Origin of the sequence: Leifsonia sp. PS1209, assembly GCF_012317045.1 — a bacterium.
In the GTDB taxonomy this organism is placed as follows: Bacteria; Actinomycetota; Actinomycetes; order Actinomycetales; family Microbacteriaceae; genus Leifsonia.
In genome coordinates, this window is record NZ_CP051154.1 from 1726209 (window position 1) to 1743399 (window position 17191).

At 70.1% G+C, this 17191-nt stretch carries 15 protein-coding genes and 1 tRNA gene; 12 read left to right on the forward strand and 4 right to left on the reverse strand.

Annotated features, from left to right (window positions below; translation table 11 throughout):
* The first annotated feature begins 176 nt into the window (after nt 1-176).
* Genes HF024_RS08185 through HF024_RS08195 form a run of 3 tightly spaced genes read left to right on the forward strand, consistent with a single transcriptional unit; the run spans nt 177 to nt 4164 of the window.
* Entirely contained in the window at nt 177-1499 is a 1323-nt protein-coding gene (locus HF024_RS08185) for a glycine betaine/L-proline ABC transporter ATP-binding protein (RefSeq protein WP_247597366.1), read from the forward strand.
* A complete protein-coding gene (locus tag HF024_RS20025; RefSeq protein WP_168689243.1) occupies nt 1499-3205 on the forward strand; it encodes an ABC transporter permease/substrate binding protein in 1707 nt (568 codons plus the stop codon). The genes HF024_RS08185 and HF024_RS20025 overlap by 1 nt, the downstream gene beginning before the upstream one ends.
* Before the next feature lie 23 nt (nt 3206-3228).
* Nucleotides 3229-4164, forward strand: coding sequence for a metal-dependent hydrolase (locus HF024_RS08195; protein WP_168689244.1), 936 nt, complete (start codon nt 3229-3231; stop codon nt 4162-4164).
* Here HF024_RS08195 and HF024_RS08200 read toward each other — a convergent pair.
* Complete coding sequence (locus HF024_RS08200) at nt 4124-4900, reverse strand: nuclease-related domain-containing protein (RefSeq protein WP_247597367.1); 777 nt, start codon at nt 4898-4900, stop codon at nt 4124-4126. The two genes, HF024_RS08195 and HF024_RS08200, sit on opposite strands and share 41 nt — an antisense overlap.
* Before the next feature lie 65 nt (nt 4901-4965).
* Complete coding sequence (locus HF024_RS08205) at nt 4966-5205, reverse strand: hypothetical protein (protein WP_168688228.1); 240 nt, start codon at nt 5203-5205, stop codon at nt 4966-4968.
* Between the two features lie 48 nt (nt 5206-5253).
* On the opposite strand from HF024_RS08205, the gene HF024_RS08210 reads away from it, so the two are divergent.
* Nucleotides 5254-5517: a hypothetical protein gene (locus HF024_RS08210; protein WP_168689245.1), complete on the forward strand. Its 264-nt coding sequence runs from the start codon at nt 5254-5256 to the stop codon at nt 5515-5517.
* Between the two features lie 3 nt (nt 5518-5520).
* Here the strand turns inward: HF024_RS08210 and HF024_RS08215 are convergent, their stop codons facing one another.
* Together HF024_RS08215 and HF024_RS08220 are read right to left on the reverse strand one after the other, a co-directional pair.
* On the reverse strand, nt 5521-6909 hold the full coding sequence (locus HF024_RS08215) for a deoxyribodipyrimidine photo-lyase (RefSeq protein ID WP_168689246.1): 1389 nt from the start codon (nt 6907-6909) through the stop codon (nt 5521-5523).
* A 4-nt stretch (nt 6910-6913) separates the two neighbouring features.
* Entirely contained in the window at nt 6914-7552 is a 639-nt protein-coding gene (locus HF024_RS08220) for an MBL fold metallo-hydrolase (protein WP_168689247.1), read from the reverse strand.
* Between the two features lie 77 nt (nt 7553-7629).
* Between HF024_RS08220 and HF024_RS08225 the strand changes: the two genes are divergently transcribed.
* The 8 genes from HF024_RS08225 (at nt 7630) to HF024_RS08260 (ending at nt 17049) form a co-directional block, all read left to right on the forward strand.
* Nucleotides 7630-9765 carry a copper-translocating P-type ATPase gene (locus tag HF024_RS08225; RefSeq protein ID WP_085370318.1) on the forward strand — a complete coding sequence of 712 codons (2136 nt, stop codon included), beginning with the start codon at nt 7630-7632 and terminating at the stop codon, nt 9763-9765.
* A 345-nt stretch (nt 9766-10110) separates the two neighbouring features.
* Nucleotides 10111-11013: a YegS/Rv2252/BmrU family lipid kinase gene (locus tag HF024_RS08230; protein ID WP_085370320.1), complete on the forward strand. Its 903-nt coding sequence runs from the start codon at nt 10111-10113 to the stop codon at nt 11011-11013.
* A gap of 86 nt (nt 11014-11099) precedes the next feature.
* Nucleotides 11100-11172: transfer RNA gene (locus tag HF024_RS08235), tRNA-Glu, on the forward strand.
* A gap of 253 nt (nt 11173-11425) precedes the next feature.
* Entirely contained in the window at nt 11426-12532 is a 1107-nt protein-coding gene (locus tag HF024_RS08240) for a TerC/Alx family metal homeostasis membrane protein (RefSeq protein ID WP_143465958.1), read from the forward strand.
* Nucleotides 12529-13341: a protein phosphatase 2C domain-containing protein gene (locus HF024_RS08245; protein ID WP_168689248.1), complete on the forward strand. Its 813-nt coding sequence runs from the start codon at nt 12529-12531 to the stop codon at nt 13339-13341. The genes HF024_RS08240 and HF024_RS08245 overlap by 4 nt, the downstream gene beginning before the upstream one ends.
* Before the next feature lie 11 nt (nt 13342-13352).
* Nucleotides 13353-14642, forward strand: coding sequence for an FHA domain-containing protein (locus HF024_RS08250; protein WP_168689249.1), 1290 nt, complete (start codon nt 13353-13355; stop codon nt 14640-14642).
* Complete coding sequence (locus HF024_RS08255; protein ID WP_168689250.1) at nt 14639-16327, forward strand: serine/threonine-protein kinase; 1689 nt, start codon at nt 14639-14641, stop codon at nt 16325-16327. Before HF024_RS08250 ends, HF024_RS08255 begins: the two co-directional genes overlap by 4 nt.
* The gene (locus HF024_RS08260) at nt 16324-17049 is read left to right on the forward strand and encodes a hypothetical protein (protein WP_168689251.1); all 726 of its coding nucleotides are present in this window, start codon (nt 16324-16326) and stop codon (nt 17047-17049) included. Before HF024_RS08255 ends, HF024_RS08260 begins: the two co-directional genes overlap by 4 nt.
* Nucleotides 17050-17191 lie beyond the last annotated feature (142 nt).

Below are 17191 nucleotides of genomic sequence, written 5' to 3' on the forward strand. Positions count from 1 at the left end.
GGCCCCGCACGCCGGAGCGTACGGTCGGGCGGTGTGGGCGTGCCCCGATGGCGCGTCGGCAGCCGGTGATTCGCGGGTCGGACGATCCGCTTGAGTCGCCCAGCTGTTCACGCTGCCCACCCGGGCGCAATCACGGGCACGCACCAGGGCATCGGCGCGCGTGCCACGGAGGAAAAGTGAGCGAATCTGCCGCCGTCGAAGCGCGCAATCTGTACAAAGTGTTCGGACGTAAACCCGGCGACGTCGTTCGCCGGCTGCAGGGCGGGGCGACCCGCGACGAGGTCGCAGGCTCGGGAACCGCAGCGGTGATCGACGCGAGCTTCTCCGTGCGCCCCGGCGAGATCTTCGTGGTCATGGGTCTGTCCGGTTCGGGCAAGTCCACGCTGATCCGCCTGCTGAACGGGCTCCTCGAGCCGACCGCCGGCGAGGTGGCGGTGATGGGCACGACGATCACGGGCCTGCCGCCCAAGAAGCTCCGGGATGTGCGGCAGAAGCACATCTCGATGGTGTTCCAGCACTTCGCCCTCCTCCCGCACCGCACCGTGCTCGACAACCTCGCATACGGCCTCGAAGTGCAGGGCGTTCCGATCGCGGAGCGCCGCGCCAAGGCGGAGACCGTGCTCGACCTCGTCGGGCTGTCCGGCTGGGGCGACAAGCTCCCCGGAGAGCTCTCCGGAGGTATGCAGCAGCGCGTCGGCCTCGGCAGGGCACTGGCGGCAGACACCGACGTGCTCCTGATGGACGAGGCGTTCTCCGCACTCGACCCGCTCATCCGGCGCGAGATGCAGGAGCAGCTGCTCGAACTGCAGAGCCAGCTCGGCAAGACCATCGTGTTCATCACCCACGACCTCAACGAGGCGATGTTCCTCGGGGACAGGATCGCGGTGATGCGCGACGGTCGCGTCGTGCAGATCGGAACGCCGGAGGAGATCCTCACCGACCCGGCCAACGACTACGTCGAGAGCTTCGTGCAGGATGTGGACCGTGCCCGCGTGCTGACGGCGGCGAGCGTGATGGAGCCCGTGCGCGCGCTCGTCACCGTGGCCGCTGGACCGCGCGCCGCGGTGCGCACCATGCGCGACCTGCAGACCTCCGCCGCCTTCGTGGTCGGCCACGGACGCCGCCTGCTCGGCGCCGTGCGCGACCGCGACGTGATGCGCCAGGTGCGCGACGGCCAGTCCGACCTCTCCGCGGTGATCGACGACGGCATCGCGTCCGTCTCCCGCGACGAGGTGCTGAGCGAGCTGGTCGAGCTGTCCGTCGGCAGCGACCTGCCGCTCGCGGTTGTCGACGACAACCAGCGCCTTCTCGGCGTCATCCCGCGGGTGACCCTGCTCGCGGCGCTCGGCAACGTCACCAGCGAGACCACCGAGATCCCGATCATCGTCGAGCCCAGGGCGACCATCCCGGTCGACGTGATGAACCAGACACTGCTCGAGACCGCGCCGGGGGTCGGCGCGCGAGAAGGCGGAGAGCCTGAGCTCGAGGAGGTGCGCTGATGGATGTACGACTTCCCCTCGGCGACTGGGCGACCAGCGCCGTCGACTTCGTCACCGAGTTCTTCGGCCCCGTGTTCGATGTGATCCGCACGGTCTTCACCGCGCTGTACACCGGGATGGACTGGCTGCTGCAGACGCCTCCGTTCTGGGGCATCATCCTGATCTTCGCGGTGCTCGCCGTCTGGCTGCGCGGCTGGGTGTTCGGTGCGGGAACGGTGGTCGGGCTGCTCGTCATCGCCGGGATCGACCAGTGGACGAACGCGATGGACACCCTCGCGCTCGTGCTCGTCGCCGCGGCCATCGCCGTCGCGCTGAGCGTCCCGCTCGGCATCCTGGCAGCGCGGTCGAAGACGGCGTCGGCGATCATCCGTCCCGTGCTCGACTTCATGCAGACCATGCCGGCGTTCGTGTACCTCATCCCGGCCCTCATCCTGTTCCGGGTGGGTGTCGTGCCCGGCATCGTCGCGACGATCATCTTCGCGATGGCTCCCGGCGTGCGGCTCACGGAGCTGGGCATCCGCGGCGTCGACAGCGAGATCGTCGAGGCCGGGCGGGCGTTCGGCTCGTCGCCCCGGCGCATCCTCCGCCAGATCCAGTTGCCGCTCGCCATGCCGTCGATCCTCGCCGGGGTGAACCAGGTGATCATGCTGTCGCTCTCGATGGTCGTCATCGCCGGAATGGTCGGCGCAGGCGGTCTCGGCCGCGACATCGTCCAGGCGCTCAGCCGGGTGGATGTGGGCCTCGGCTTCGAGGCCGGACTCTCCGTGGTCATCATCGCGATCATCCTGGATCGGCTCACGGCCTCCGTGGGGGCGGCCCGCAAGCGGATGCCGAAGCGCGCGCTGGCGGCCCTCGGGGCAGCAGCCCTCGTGGCCGTCGGCGGCACCAGCATCGCCGCCGTCTCGCAGGCGGACGCGTCGAAGGGCGAGATCAAGGTCGCCGTCTTCAACGGCTGGCCGGAGGGCGAGGCGGTGTCCTACCTCTGGAAGCACGTGCTGGAGGAGAAGGGCTACGACGTGACGTTCGAGTACGCCGACGCCGGCCCAGCGTTCGCCGGTCTCAGCACGGGCGACTACGACGTGGCGTTCGACGGTTGGCTGCCCACCACGCACGAGGCGTACCTGAAGAAGTACGGAGACTCGCTCGTCGACCTCGGCGCCTGGAACAACGAGGCCAAGCTCACCATCGCGGTGAACAAGGACGCCCCCATCGACTCGCTCGACCAGCTCGCGGCGCACGCCGACGAGTTCGGCAACCGGCTGGTCGGCATCGAGCCGGGCGCCGGGCTCACCGAGGCGACGCAGAAGAAGGTCATCCCGGAGTACGGCCTCGGCGGTCTCGACTTCACGACGTCGTCGACCCCGGCGATGCTCGCCGAGCTGACCAGCGCGATGAAGAGCAAGGACAACATCGCCGTCACCCTGTGGCGACCGCACTGGGCGTACGACCAGTTCGACCTGAAGGATCTGAAGGACCCGAAGAACACGCTCGGGACGGCGGAATCCCTGCACTCGATCGCCAGCACGGACTTCGAGAAGAAGTACCCCGAGGTGGCCGGCTGGGTGAAGTCCTTCAAACTCGACTCGAAGCTTCTCTACTCGCTCGAGAACGACATGTTCAACGGCGCGAAGACGGACGACTACGACCCCATCGTCACGAAGTGGATGACGGAGCACCAGGAGTACGTCGACACGCTCACGAAGTGAGCGCGACCTCGTACGCTGGAGGGATGAGCTTTCCTCTCGCCCATCCCGTCGACACCACCAGGATCGACGCGGACACCATCGTCACGTACCCGGACGGCGACCTGACCTCGACCGGCACTGTGCTCATCGCGCAGCCGGTCGGGGACGGCCGCACCGCGATCGTCCTCGACAGGACGGCGTTCCACGCCGTCGACCCGGTCTGGCCGGACCAGCCCGCCGATGACGGCACGCTGTCGGTGGACGGTGTCGTGCATCCCGTGGTCGGCGCGGTGGTCGGCGCGATCGACGGAGAGAACCTGTTCGTGGGCGACGTCCCGGTGCGGACGGGCACGGAGGGCTGGGCGTTCGTCGTCTGCCATGTCGTGGAGGACGCGGACGGGCTCACCCCGGGCACGCCGGTGACCGTCACCGTCGACCCCGCTCTGCGCCGCGCGCTCTCCGCCGGGCACACCGGCTGCCACCTGGCGTCGCTGGCGCTCAACGCGGCGCTGGCCGGGCTGTGGAGCAAAGAGGTGCAGCTCGACGGCAGGGGCAGCCCCAACTTCGACCAGCTCGCGATTACCGAGTCGCGCATCCTGCCGGACGGCTCGCTCGACACGTACCGCATCGGCAAGAGCCTGCGGAAGAAGGGGTTCCAGGCCGCAGAGCTCGCCGGAGCGCTGGACACCGTGGAGGCCGCAGCCAACGAGCTGCTGGCCGGATGGCTGGCGACCGGAGCCGCGGTGTCGATCGCGCGCGACGGAGACGGCCTGGGGGAGCGGCGCACTTGGCGCTGCGACCTCCCGGATGGCACCGTCGAGATCCCGTGCGGAGGAACGCACCTGCGCTCGCTCTCCGAACTGGCGTCGGTGACGGTCGACCTCGACCTCCACGAGATGGAAGGTGCGCTCGAACTCCGGATGCGCACCGCCGCGACACTCAGTGCGGCAGGAACGGCAGAGCCACCGCGAGCGCACTGAGCGCGACCGCGAGCAGCCAGCCCAGCCGGACGACGCGCGCCGCCCTGTCCTCGCGGGCGATGGCGTCGAACCGCTCGACGGTGGCCGAGCCTGCGCCGGACGGGCCGTGTACCGCTCGCCAGGTGGCGGGGTCGTCGACGATGCGCACGATCGCATCCACGGTCGCCTTATCGACGCCGGCCGGACGCCGGGTGAGCCAGCGGTTCAGTCCGCCGGCGGCGAGCACGGCGACCCTGGCCGGCTGCTGACGCACGGTCAGCTTCTTCGCGCCCAGCACCGCGACCACGGCGTTCACCGGGGCGACCAGGCCCGCGGTGGCGAGTACCTGCCGGATGCGCGACGCCTCCAGCTCGGAGTTGCGCAGGTACGGCTTCTTCGCCCCGTTCACGAGCACGGCGCGCTCGCCGACCCACACCTCAGCACCCTGGTGGTTCTTGGTGTTCACGACGAACACGCCGCCGGGGCCGACGACGAGATGGTCGATGTCCGCATCCCCGTTTCCGACGGGCAGCGCGTGGAAGACGGTCCAGCCGTCCGGCAGGCGGTCGAGCATCGCCCCCACCTCGCGCTCGCCGAGCGCGCCGTCGAACCAGGGGCGGGTGCCGGCGCTGAGCGGGCGGACGCCGAACGCGCGGGCGACGGCAGACCGGGGAGGGACGTCGCCGTGCAACCGGACGACCTGCTCCATCACCGCGTATCCGGCGACCCTGTCGCGCATCCGTCCACTGTTGTCCACCGCGCCACCGTACCGAGCGGATGGGAGCCCTTCCAGGCCCCCAACCAGGGCGCGCTCCGGACGGACTACCCCTTGGTGAGGGGCAGCTCGTCGTCGCCGGGCAGTCGCTCTTCGAGCGAGGCGTTGTGCTCGGCGACGGCGTCGAGACGTTCCTCGTCGTTCGAGCCGAGTTCGGTGACGGCCTCGGTCAACTCGTCGGCGTCGCGCGGCGCAGCGGGCTCCTGGCTCTGCTGGGTGTCCTGGCCGGTGGTTGTGTCCTGTCCGGTTGCATCGGGGCCGGTGGTGGGCTCATCCTGATCGCTCATGCCGCGCACTGTACGCTCCCGTCGGATGCCGGGACTACACTGCCGCCCATGAGCCGAATCGAGACCGGAATCGTGTCGTACACCCTGTCCGGCGACTACTACGCCACCGTCGGAGCCGACTTCGACACCGAAGCCGTCGACGACGCGATCCTCGCCGAACTGAACAGGATGATCCCCGTCGGCATCGTCGTGGAGCGCAGCGGCAAGGTGTTCGCCGACGAGGACAAGGCGGACGAGGCGCGCAGGATCGACTGGAACGGCCTGCTCAAGCGGATCGACGTCGACCAGATCCTCGCCGAGCACGGGCGCTGACCCTCAGCGCCCCTTCACCACGTCGTAGGCGGCGAGGGCCGCCCTCCTCGTCTCCGCGAGGTCGACGATCGGCTCCGGATACGCGTCCGTCTGCCACTCCGGCACCCAGCGGCGCACGTAGTCGCCGTGTGTGTCGAACTTCTCGCGCTGCAGCTCGGGGTTGAACACGCGGAAGTACGGTGCGGCGTCCGCCCCGCTTCCCGCGACCCACTGCCAGTTGAACGGGTTGCTGGCCGGGTCGGCGTCGACCAGCGTGTCCCAGAACCACTGCTCGCCCAGCCGCCAGTCGATCAGCAGGTTCTTGATCAGGAACGACGCGACGACCATGCGCACCCTGTTGTGCATCGTGCCGGTGTGCCAGAGCTCCCGCATCCCGGCGTCGACCAGCGGGATGCCGGTGCGGCCCTGCTCCCAGGCGCGCAGCGCCGTCGGGTGCAGGCGCGGCCAGGGGAAGGCGTCGAACTCGCTGCGGATGTTCTCCGTCGCCAGCGCCGGCCGCTGGAACAGCGTGTGGTACGCGAACTCGCGCCAGCCCAGCTCGGAGAGGAAGGTGGCCGCGCCCTCCGCGTTCGTGCGGGTGCGCGCGGCGGCGGTGGCGTGCCAGACCTGGTGCGGGCTGAGCTCGCCCCAGCGGAGGCGCGGCGACAGCCGTGAGGTGGCGTCGATCCCCGGGGTGTCCCTGTCCGCCTTGTATGCGGCGACGTCCTCGTCCAGGAAGCGCGCGAGGGCCTCGTGCGCGGCGTCCTCTCCCGGCTCCCAGGTCTCCTGCAGGCCGGCCGACCAGTCGGGATGCGTCGGCAGGAGCCCGAGGTCGGCGACCGTGAGGCCGTCCAGCGGGGGAGCGCCCGCGATGCTCCCGGGCGCATCCATCGGCTTGCGCGGCTCTGGCGAGGCGAGGCAGGCGCGCCAGAACGGGGTGTAGACGGAGAACGGCGTGCCGGAGCCCGTCCGAATGGTCCACGGTTCGAAGAGCAGGTTCGCGCCGAAGCTGGACGCCTCGCGTCCGTCGTCCCTGGCCTGCGTCTTGATGGCTTCGTCGACCGTGCGCTCCGCCTCGCCGTACCGCCTGTTCCAGAACACGGCGGCGGCGTCGGTCTCGGCGAGCAGGTCGCCGATGACGCGTTCGGCCGGGCCGCGGCGGATCGTCAGGGAGCCGCCGAGCGCATCCAGTGCTGCGGAGAGCGCGGTGAGACTGTGGTGCAGCCACCACCGGGACGCGCCGCCCGGCGCTCGCACGCCGGGCGACTCGTCGTCGAGCACGTAGACGCAGACGACGGGCATCCCGCTGCCGGCGGCGGCCGTCAGTGCCGGATTGTCTGCGACCCGGAGGTCGTCACGGAACCAGACGACCGCCGGGCGGGATCCGGACGCTGCGGCGTGCTGCTCGCTCACGCGCTCAGAGGTCGAGCGTGTCGTTGGGCTCCAGCGGGAAGAACTCGCCGCCGTTCTGCTCCGTCGCCCACTTGATGCGGGCGTTCGCCATGTCCTTGCCTCCGCGGGAGAGCACCATCTCGTGGGTCGGGAAGCTGCGCTTGGGCTTGACGGCGAGCACGAAGTCGATGGTCTCCGCGATCTTCAGCCAGGGGGCGCCGGCCGGGGTGGCGAGCACATCCACGTCGACGCCCTCCGGGATGGTGAACGAGTCGCCCGGGTAGTAGAGCACGTCGTTGATGAGCACGCCGACGTTGTCGACGACCGGGATGCTCTCGTGGATGACAGCGTGGCGGCCACCGAAGAAGCGCAGCGTGAACGGCCCGGCCTCGACGGTGTCTCCGGGGTGCACGACGGTGATGGCGAAGTCGGGGGCTGCGGCGGCGACGCCCTGCGGGGCGAAGATCGGCACATCCGGGTTGAGGTCGAGGATGCGGTTCAGCTGCTCGGGGGTCCAGTGGTCGGCGTGCTCGTGGGTGATCACGACGCCGACGGTGCTGTTGGTGTCGGTGAGCGGAGAGGTCAGGCTTCCCGGGTCGACGAACAGCTTCTTTCCGGACTCTTCGAGGAGCAGGGCGGCGTGTTCGAACTTCGTCAGTCTCATGGCACCAGGAAATACCTAAAAGGGTGGTCGTGCAACTTGAGGAATATACCCCTGGGGGGTACTGTTCAAGGGTGGATATGAACGAGACGACGACGAATCAGACGCACCAGCCACACGACGCGCACGATCACGGGGCGCACGAGCACTCGGGTCACGGCGGCGCGGCCGACGATCACTCGGCGCACGACCACGGCGGTCACGACCAGGGCGGTCACGATCACGGCGCCCACGCCGGGCACGATCCGGCGATCTTCCGGCGCAAGTTCTGGCTGACCCTGGTCCTCACCATCCCCACTCTGGTGTTCTCGCCCGGCCTGCAGGAGATCCTCGGGCTCGGCGGACCCCGGTTCCCCGGCAGCCAGTACATCCCCGCGGTCTTCGGCGTCGCCATCTTCTTCTACGGCGGCCTCGTCTTCCTGCGCGGAGCCGTCACCGAGCTGCGGAGCCGCCAGCCCGGCATGATGACCCTCATCTCGCTGGCCATCGTCGTCGCGTTCGGCTACAGCCTCGCCGTCACGTTCGGCCTGCCCGGCATGGACTTCTGGTGGGAGCTCGCCACCCTCATCCTGATCATGCTGCTCGGCCACTGGATCGAGATGTCGGCGGTGATGGGCGCCCAGGATGCGCTGGGCCAGCTCGCGAAGCTCCTGCCCGACCAGGCGGAGCGGGTGGGCGACGGGTCCACGTCCGAGCTCGTACCCGTCAGTGCGCTCGCCGTCGGCGACCTCGTGCGCGTCCGCCCCGGCGCCGCGGTGCCCGTGGACGGGGAGATCGTCGACGGACGGTCCGACGTGGACGAATCGCTTCTCACCGGCGAGTCGAAGCCGGTCACCCGCGGAGTGGGCGAGCAGGTGGTCGCCGGTTCCATCTCCGGCAGCGGGTCACTCGTGGTCCGGGTGACGAAGACCGGGGGAGACACCGCGCTCGCCGGGATCATGCGCCTCGTCTCCGACGCGCAGGCCAGCAAGTCCGGCACGCAGATCCTCGCCGACCGCGCGGCCGGGCTGCTGTTCTACGTGGCGCTCGCCGCCGCATCCCTCACCCTGGTCGTGTGGGCGATCCTGCGGCCGGACGAGCCCGGCTTCGTGCTCGAACGCGTCGTGACCGTGCTCGTCATCGCCTGCCCCCACGCCCTCGGCCTGGCCATTCCGCTGGTCGCCCAGATCTCCACGGCGATCGGCGCGAAGAACGGCCTGCTGATCCGCGACAGGCACGCGATGGAGGACGCCCGCCTGATCGACGTCGTCCTGTTCGACAAGACCGGGACGCTCACCGAGGGCCGCCAGGGCGTCGCGTCCGTGGAGGCCACCGACGGGGACGTGGATGCGCTGCTCGCGCTGGCCGCGTCGGCCGAGGCACCGGCCGAGCATCCCATCGCCCGGGCGATCGTCGCCGAGGCGCAGCAGGGCAGGCTCACCGTCTCCGCCGCTGCGGACTTCGAGGCGCTGGGCGGTCGGGGAGCGACGGCGACGGTCGACGGTGTCGCCGTGACCGTCGGGGCACCGAGACTGCTCGCCGAGCGGGGGCTGACGCCCGACGCTGCGGTTGCCGAGGCCGCGCGTGCGGCGGAGGCGGAGGGACAGACCGTGGTGTACGTGCTGCACGGGGATGGTGCGGATGGCGCCGCCGGGATGCAGGTGGCCGGGATGATCGCGCTCGCGGACGTCGTGCGGCCCGAGTCGGAGGAGGCGGTGCGCATCCTGCACAGCCGCGGAGTGCGCGTCGCGATGCTGACCGGCGACTCGCGGGCCGTGGGCGAGGCCGTCGCCGCCCGGCTGGGCATCGACGAGGTGTTCGCCGAGGTGCTGCCCGGCGACAAGGCGGGCACCGTCGCGCAGTTGCAGCAGGGCGGCGCGAAGGTGGCGATGGTCGGCGACGGCGTCAACGACGCTCCCGCGCTCGCACAGGCGGACGTCGGCATCGCGATCGGCGCGGGCACGGACGTGGCGATCGAGTCGGCCGGGATCGTGCTCGCGTCGAGCGACCCGCGCGGCGTCGCCAGGGTCATCACGCTGTCGAGGGCCACCTACCGCAAGATGCTGCAGAACCTCGCCTGGGCCGCCGGGTACAACGTGATCGCGCTGCCGCTCGCGGCGGGCGTGGCGACCGGAATCGGCGTGGTCGTGTCTCCCGCGTTCGGCGCCGTGCTGATGTCGGTGTCCACCATCGTGGTGGCCCTGAACGCGCAACTGCTGCGGCGCGTGCGCCTCTAGGCCGCGGCGCGAACTCCGCCCGGGCGGAGTCCCGGCGCGACACGCCGCGGAAGACTCCGCTGGAAAGGAATGGGCGGGCCCCCGGCCGCGAGAACTCCGCTCAAGCGGATTCCGCGGCTCGGCCGCGAACTCCGCCCGGGCGGACTCCGTGCGCTCGGCCGCGAACTCCGTCCGGGCGGAAGACGCGTGCTGCTCGCTGCGGGAACTCCGCTGGGGCAGAGTCGGGCGCGGCGTGTCGTGCTGGGAGTCCGCTCGAACGGACGCCCGGCACGCCCCCGCGCGCGACACGGGGACAGCCACGTCTACTCCCGGCCGCGCACGGCTGGTCCGCCATAATCGTGCACTATGGCCGCTTCCCCCCGCACCGTCGTCGTCGCGGTCAATCCGATGGCGTCGTTCGGGAAGAGACGGGAGGTCGGCCCGCGCGTGGTCGAGCGGCTCCGCGCTGCCGGTCACTCGGTGGTCGCGCTCGACGAGGCGAACGTCGAGCTCCTGCGGCGCGAAGCAAAACGCGCCGTCGCTGCCGGTGCCGACGCTCTCGTGGTGGTCGGCGGCGACGGCATGGTGAACCTCGGCATCAACATCGTCGCGCAGACGGACATCCCGCTCGGGATCGTGCCGAGCGGCACAGGCAACGACATGGCGGACGGCCTGGGCATCCCGGTCTCCGACACCGAGGCCGCCATCGCCCTCCTGCTCGCTGCGTTGCAGAAGCCGCCGCGCCGGATCGACGCCGGGATCGTGCGGCACGGCGGCCTGAGCACCTGGTTCGGCTGTGTGCTCTCCGCCGGGTTCGACGCCACCGTCAACGAGCGCGCCAACCTGATGACCCGCCCGCGCGGCCGAAGCCGCTACGTGCTCGCCCTGCTCCGCGAGCTCGCGACGCTCCGCCCCATCCCGTACCGCGTGGTCGCCGACGGTGTGCCGCTCGACACCGACGCGCTGCTCATCGCCGTCGCCAACAACCGCTCCATCGGGGGAGGGATGCGCGTGGTGCCGCACGCCAGCCTCGACGACGGGATGCTCGACCTCTTCGTCGTCAGGGACATGCCGAAGTGGCGGTTCCTGCGCCTGTTCCCGAAAGTATTCTCCGGAACGCATACGGAGATCGACGAGGTCTCATTCCTCCCGGCGCGCACGGTCACGATCGACGCTCCGGATGTGGTGGCGTACGCCGACGGGGAGCGGATCGGCCCACTGCCGGTCGAGGTCTCGGTCTCTCCGGGCGCGTTGCTCGTGCTCGCCTGACCGCAGCCCGCGCGCCACGCCCGGGATGCACCCGCCGTTTTGGAACCTGAGCGGAGGGTGTGGCATACTCATTGAGTTGCAAAAACGGCCCCATCGTTTAGCGGCCTAGGACGTCGCCCTCTCACGGCGGTAACGCGGGTTCAAATCCCGCTGGGGTCACAACAGCCCGGATACCAGTAATTTACTGGTATCCGGGCTTTTTTGTGTGGTCGGGCGAGGGCGAGCGCGGCCGCCGGGCATCCGGTAGACTCTTCGGAGCGAAGGGGAGTATCCCGGACGACCCACGACGGGTCGGCGCTGTGGACGTCATCACGGTTCGAGTCTTCGAGCCCGGGCACAGCGGCACCCGAACGATGGGTGCGGGAGAGACTTTCGGACCCGTTGCCGGTGCCCTTCGAAAGGTTGTCCCCCCGTGGAGCTTGCTCTTCCCGCATGGTTCGAAATCGGATCCATGATCGTCCTGCTGCTGATCCTGGCGTTCGACCTGCTGATCGTGTTCAAGAGGCCGCACATCCCGAGCCCCAAAGAGTCGACGCTGTGGGTGTCGTTCTACGTGGCGCTCGCGCTGCTGTTCGCGCTGGCGATGCTCCTGATCGGAGACGCCGAGCACGCCGGGCAGTTCGTCGCGGGCTGGCTGACCGAGTACAGCCTGAGCATCGACAACCTGTTCGTCTTCGTCATCATCATGGCGAGGTTCTCCGTGCCGAGGAAGTACCAGCAGGAAGTGCTGATGGTGGGCATCATCATCGCCCTGGTGCTGCGCGGCGTCTTCATCATTCTGGGTGCGTCGCTGATCGCCACGTTCAGCTGGATCTTCTACATCTTCGGTGCGTTCCTGCTCTGGACGGCCATCCACCAGGCGCTCAGCAAGCACGACGACGAGGAGGGCACGAAAGACAGCTGGTTCGTGCGCTTCACCCGCAAGCGCCTCAAGGTGTCCGACCAGTACGAGGGCAACAAGCTGCGCACCACGGTCAACGGCACCAGGATGTTCACCCCGCTGATCATCGTATTCCTCGCCCTCGGCACGACGGACCTGCTGTTCGCCCTCGACTCCATCCCGGCCATCTTCGGGATCACGCAGAGCCCGTTCATCGTGTTCGCCGCGAACGTCTTCGCGCTGATGGGGCTGCGGCAGCTCTACTTCCTGCTCGGGCACCTGCTCGACAAGCTCGAATACCTCAAGTACGGGATCGCGTTCATCCTGGCGTTCATCGGCGTCAAACTGGTGTTCCACGCGATGCACGAGAACGAACTGCCGTTCATCAACGGCGGCCAGCACATCGAGTGGGCGCCCGACATCAGCACGATGATGTCGCTCGGAGTGATCGTCGGGGCGATGGCAGTCGCTACGATTGCAAGTCTGGTGAAGCTGAAGCTCAGCGGAACCTCCGTCGCCGATGCCATCCACGGCGATGATCAGGACGACGTGGACGACCAGGGTGGCGCATCCGGAGCGGACAGCACCGGGCGCGCACCGGCCTCGGCCGCGAAAACGCAGGAGGAAACCGGTACATGACGTCAACCGTCGGCGTGAGCGTACGCAGCGATGTGGGTGCGGTACGACGCGTCAACGAAGACAGCATGATCGCGGCCGATCCGGTGTTCGCCGTCGCGGACGGGATGGGCGGGCACGCCCGCGGGGACGCCGCCAGCCAGACGGCGGTGGAGTCGCTCGCCCGCACCCTCCCGGCCGGCACGCGGCCGACGCCGGAGGAGGTCATCGCCGCCATCGACGAGGCCAACGCGGCCGTGCGGTCCCTGTCGAGCGCCGACGAGTCCGGCGTCGCCGTCGCGGGCACCACCCTCACCGGTGTGGTGCGGGTGCGGGTGCAAGAGACCCTCGACGAGCAGTGGATGGTCGTCAACATCGGCGACTCCCGCGTCTACCTCTGGGACGGCAGGGCGCTCACCCGCCTGAGCGTCGACCACTCCGCGGTGCAGGAGCTTGTGGACGCCGGCCTCATCACGGAGGCGCAGGCCGCCGTGCATCCCGAACGCAACGTGATCACCAGGGCGCTGGGAGCGGAGGACTTCGTCGACACGGACTCGCTGCTGCTGCCGGTGACCGGGCGGCAGACGTTCCTGATCTGCTCCGACGGGCTCACCAAGGAACTCTCCGACGAGACCATCGCGCGCATCCTCGCCGATGGGGGAGCGGACATCGCCGACCGGCTGGTGGATGCGGCGATCGCGGCGGGCGGGCGCGACAACGTCACCGTGGTCGTGGTTGAATCGACGGCGGGGGACGCGGAACCGGCATCGGATGTCACGAAGGACAGGCCGGAGGGAAGCCGCTCTCTCGAAGACACGCAGCCGAGAGGGTAGGTTTCACCGACGTGTTCGACGTTCAGCAGACGACAGCCGGGGACTGGGCGGTGGTCGCCGCCGGAGCGCGCGCACTCATCGTCGAAGGGCAGGACGCCACGGCGCTGCGCGGCCTCGCCGCCGCCGTCTCGTCCGGCTTCGCCGAGACTCTCGAAGCGCTCGCGGCCGACGGGTTCGCCCGGACGCCGTCGTTCGGACTGATCGAAGGCGCGGCCGGACGCGCGATGATCGCGGTCCGCGGCCCGGTGACGGCGACCGTGCGCACGCACGATGGCGAGCGCAGCATCGACGCCGACGGCGTCTCCACCTGGCTGGAGCAGCAGGTGGCCGAGGCCACCGCGGTGACACTGGCCGTCACGGGGATGGCGGACGGTGCGGCTTCTGCGCGTCCAGCTCTGCCGCTGGCCGACGGGATCGTGTGGGCGGCCGGCGTGAGCTGGGGCGGCACGTCGGCGGCGCAGGCCGTGGTTCCCGTCGTGGCTCCGGAGGCGAAGCGTGCGCCGATCACGGCGCCGGTGCAGGTGGAGGCGGCGGTGGAGCCCGAGCCCGAGCCGTTGGCAGAGCCAGAGCCAGAGCCGGTGCCCGTGCGCGTGCCCGACCACGCGGAGTCCGAGGTCGAGGCGGGCGAGACCCGCATCCCGGATGCGACTCTCAGCGAGGTGACCCACACAGACGCGGCCGAGGCGGACGCGACCGGCTACGACCACCTGTTCGGCGCCACCATGATGCGCAGCGTCGAGGACGCCGCCGTGCGCCCCGCGGAGGAGGCGGAGCCGGCGCGCATCGACCTGCCGCGCTTCATCACGGACTCCGCCCCGGCCCGCCCGAGCGCAGAGGCGGGCGACCACGACGGCCTCACGATCATGTCCGGCAGCCTCGACGGCCTCCGCGCGCAGGACAGCGCGCAGCACACTGCGGCAGACGGCGCGCAGGAGGCGCAGCCGCCCGCCGCTCCCTCCCCGCGCTTCTTCGTCGACCTCGCCGACGGCAGGCGCGAATACCTGGAGCCGCCCATCGTCGTCGGCCGCGCTCCCGTCGCCTCCACCACCGCTCGCGGTCCTGCGCCGCGGCCGGTGACCGTCGACAGTGCGGAGCGCGACATCTCCCGGTCGCACACCACCATCGCGGTCGAGGGCGACACGGTCGTGGTCACCGACCTGCACTCGCGCAACGGCACCATGATCGTCCTGCCCGGCAAGCCGCCGCAGAAGCTGCGCAGCGGCGAGCCGACCGCTGTCATCGCGGGCACCGTCGTCGATCTGGGCAGCGGTGTGACGCTCACGGTCGGTGAGGACGCATGAGGCGTCTCGCCTCCCAGCCGCCCGCGCTGCCGGGCTTCCACTTCATCCGGCTGCTCGGCTCCGGTGGGTTCTCCGACGTGTTCCTGTACGAGCAGGAGCTCCCGAAGCGCAGCGTCGCCGTCAAGGTGCTGCTGACCGACAGCGTCGACGACGCCGCCCGCGCCCGGTTCGTGGCCGAGGCGAACGTGATGGCGCAGCTGTCCGCACATCCGTACATCGTCACGATCCACCACGCGGACGTGTCGGCGGACGAGCGCCCGTACCTGGTGATGGAGTACTGCTCCGGCCCGTCGCTCGGCGACCGGTTCAAGCGGGAGCGCTTCACCGTCGAGGACGCCCTGCGCACCGGCGTGCGGCTGTCGAGCGCCATCGCGACGGCGCACAGCGTCGGCATCCTGCACAGGGACATCAAGCCGGCGAACGTGCTCACCACCGACTTCGGCTGGCCGGCGCTCACCGACTTCGGCATCGCGTCCGCGCTCGAAGAGCTTCCGGTGCACACCGCGTCGCTCGGATCGCTGCGCGGCGGTGACGCGGACACCGGGACGAGCGGCAGCCGGTCCGTCGGGCTCAGCGTTCCGTGGTCGCCCGCCGAGATGTTCGACGACGACCCCCAGCCGGATGTGCGCAGCGACGTGTTCTCGCTGGCCGCGACCATCCACACCATCCTCGCCGGGCGCACGCCGTTCGAGGTGCCGGGCCGCGCCAACGGCACCCTCGACCTGATCGGCAGGATCGAGCGCGGGATGATCACCCCGATCGACAGGGACGACCTGCCCCCGTCGCTGGTCGCCGTGCTGCGCAAGGGCATGGCCACCAAACGCGACGACCGGTTCGCCACGGCGGTCGACTTCGCCAGGGCGCTGCAGCGGGTGGAGCTGGAACTCGGGTTCGCCCCGACCAGCATCGACGTGCCCAACCTGCGCGTGCTCGACGAGTCGCCTCCAGCGTCCGGAGAGGACGAGACGCGCGCCCGGTCGGTGCAGACCGTGGACGCACAGGGGCTCCGCCCCACCACGCGACCCTCTCCGTCCCCGACGGCGAACGAGCCCACGGAGACGCGACCGGGGCTGGTGGAGGTCCCTCCCGAGCTTCTGGCCGGTCCGACCGTGGTGCGTGGCGCCATGCCCACCGTGCATCCCGAGCAGCAGAGCGAGTCAGCGCCCGTCGAGCACACGATGCTGCGGCCACGCGGCGCCGCGGCGACGGCATCGGCCGAAGCGGAGGGAGCGGACACCGATGCGGCGGATGCGGAGGACGAGCCCGGCACCTCCCGCCCCCGCTGGCTGCTTCCGGTGATCGCGGCCGCCGCCGTCCTCGTGGTCGCCGGCGGCGTGCTCGCCGCCGTGCTCGTCCCGTCACTGAGCCCCGCTGCCTCTCCGACGCAGCGGGCCGGCACGGATCAGGACGGGACGATCGCCGTCACCGTGGTGCCCCCGCCCACCCTTGTCTCCGCCACCAGGGACGCGTCGGGCACGACGGCGACGATCGTCTGGAAGACGGCCAAGCCCGAGAAGGGCGACCAGTATCAGTGGGTGCGCGAGGGCACGACGGACCCTCCCACCGTCACCGCCACCCCGAAGGCGCAGCTGACCGGGCTGACCGCCGGCGTCCCCGTCTGCATCGATGTCGCCACGGTGCGCTCCGGCCGCACCTCCGAACCGCTGAAGGCGTGCGCCAAATGAAACCGCTGACGGTCGACTACTGCGGAGAGCTGTACACGGTCACGGGCCCGGACGAGTTCGGCATCGGGCGCGAGGCCGACCTGAGCATCGACGACAACCCGTACCTGCACCGGCGTTTCCTCACCATCAGCAGCGACTTCGGGATGTGGTGGCTCTCCAACGTCGGGACGCTCCTCACCGCCACGGTCAGCGACTCCACCGGCACTGTGCAGGCGTGGCTCGCTCCGGGGGCGAAGCTGCCGATCGTGTTCCAGACCATGCACGTCATGTTCAGCGCTGGGGCCACGACGTACGACTTCACGATCAGCAGCGAGGACGACTTCTTCAACACGGCCGTGACCGTGAACGACTCCGGCGGGTCGACCACGATCCTGCCGGTGACGCTCACCACGAGCCAGCGCCAGCTGATCGTCGCCCTCTCGGAGGGCGTGCTGACCCAGGCCGTGCCCGGCCGCGGCACCATCCCGACCTCGGCGGAGGCCGCCGCACGCCTGGGCTGGAGCATGACCACGTTCAACCGCAAGCTCGACAACGTCTGCGACAAGCTCGACAAGCTCGGCGTCGCCGGGCTGCGCGGCGGCAAGGGCAAGCTGGCCACCAATCGCAGGGCCCGGTTGGTGGAGTACGCGGTCACCACCCGCCTGGTCGGGCTGGACGATCTGGCGCTGCTCGACGCGGAGAAGGAAAAGGAGCAGGGCTCGGCGCCGGACGCCGACGACTGATCCTCCTCGGCACCCGATGGGCAGCGCTGCCCATCGGCGTGCGCTCTGCGCCGTGTTAGCGTAGTCGTCGTCTCGTACCCGGGGGGATTTTAGAGTTTTGGTATCGCTGAGCGCATGGATACGGAAGCGTAAGACGCTCGCA

Coding starts and splice junctions, on each gene's coding strand:
- HF024_RS08225 (WP_085370318.1), top strand. CDS start 7,630: ATGAACGAGACGACGACGAATCAGACGCACCAGCCACACGACGCGCAC.
- HF024_RS08210 (WP_168689245.1), top strand. CDS start 5,254: ATGAGCCGAATCGAGACCGGAATCGTGTCGTACACCCTGTCCGGCGAC.
- HF024_RS08260 (WP_168689251.1), top strand. CDS start 16,324: ATGAAACCGCTGACGGTCGACTACTGCGGAGAGCTGTACACGGTCACG.
- HF024_RS08245 (WP_168689248.1), top strand. CDS start 12,529: ATGACGTCAACCGTCGGCGTGAGCGTACGCAGCGATGTGGGTGCGGTA.
- HF024_RS08220 (WP_168689247.1), bottom strand. CDS start 7,552: ATGAGACTGACGAAGTTCGAACACGCCGCCCTGCTCCTCGAAGAGTCC.
- HF024_RS08230 (WP_085370320.1), top strand. CDS start 10,111: ATGGCCGCTTCCCCCCGCACCGTCGTCGTCGCGGTCAATCCGATGGCG.
- HF024_RS08195 (WP_168689244.1), top strand. CDS start 3,229: ATGAGCTTTCCTCTCGCCCATCCCGTCGACACCACCAGGATCGACGCG.
- HF024_RS20025 (WP_168689243.1), top strand. CDS start 1,499: ATGGATGTACGACTTCCCCTCGGCGACTGGGCGACCAGCGCCGTCGAC.
- HF024_RS08255 (WP_168689250.1), top strand. CDS start 14,639: ATGAGGCGTCTCGCCTCCCAGCCGCCCGCGCTGCCGGGCTTCCACTTC.
- HF024_RS08205 (WP_168688228.1), bottom strand. CDS start 5,205: ATGAGCGATCAGGATGAGCCCACCACCGGCCCCGATGCAACCGGACAG.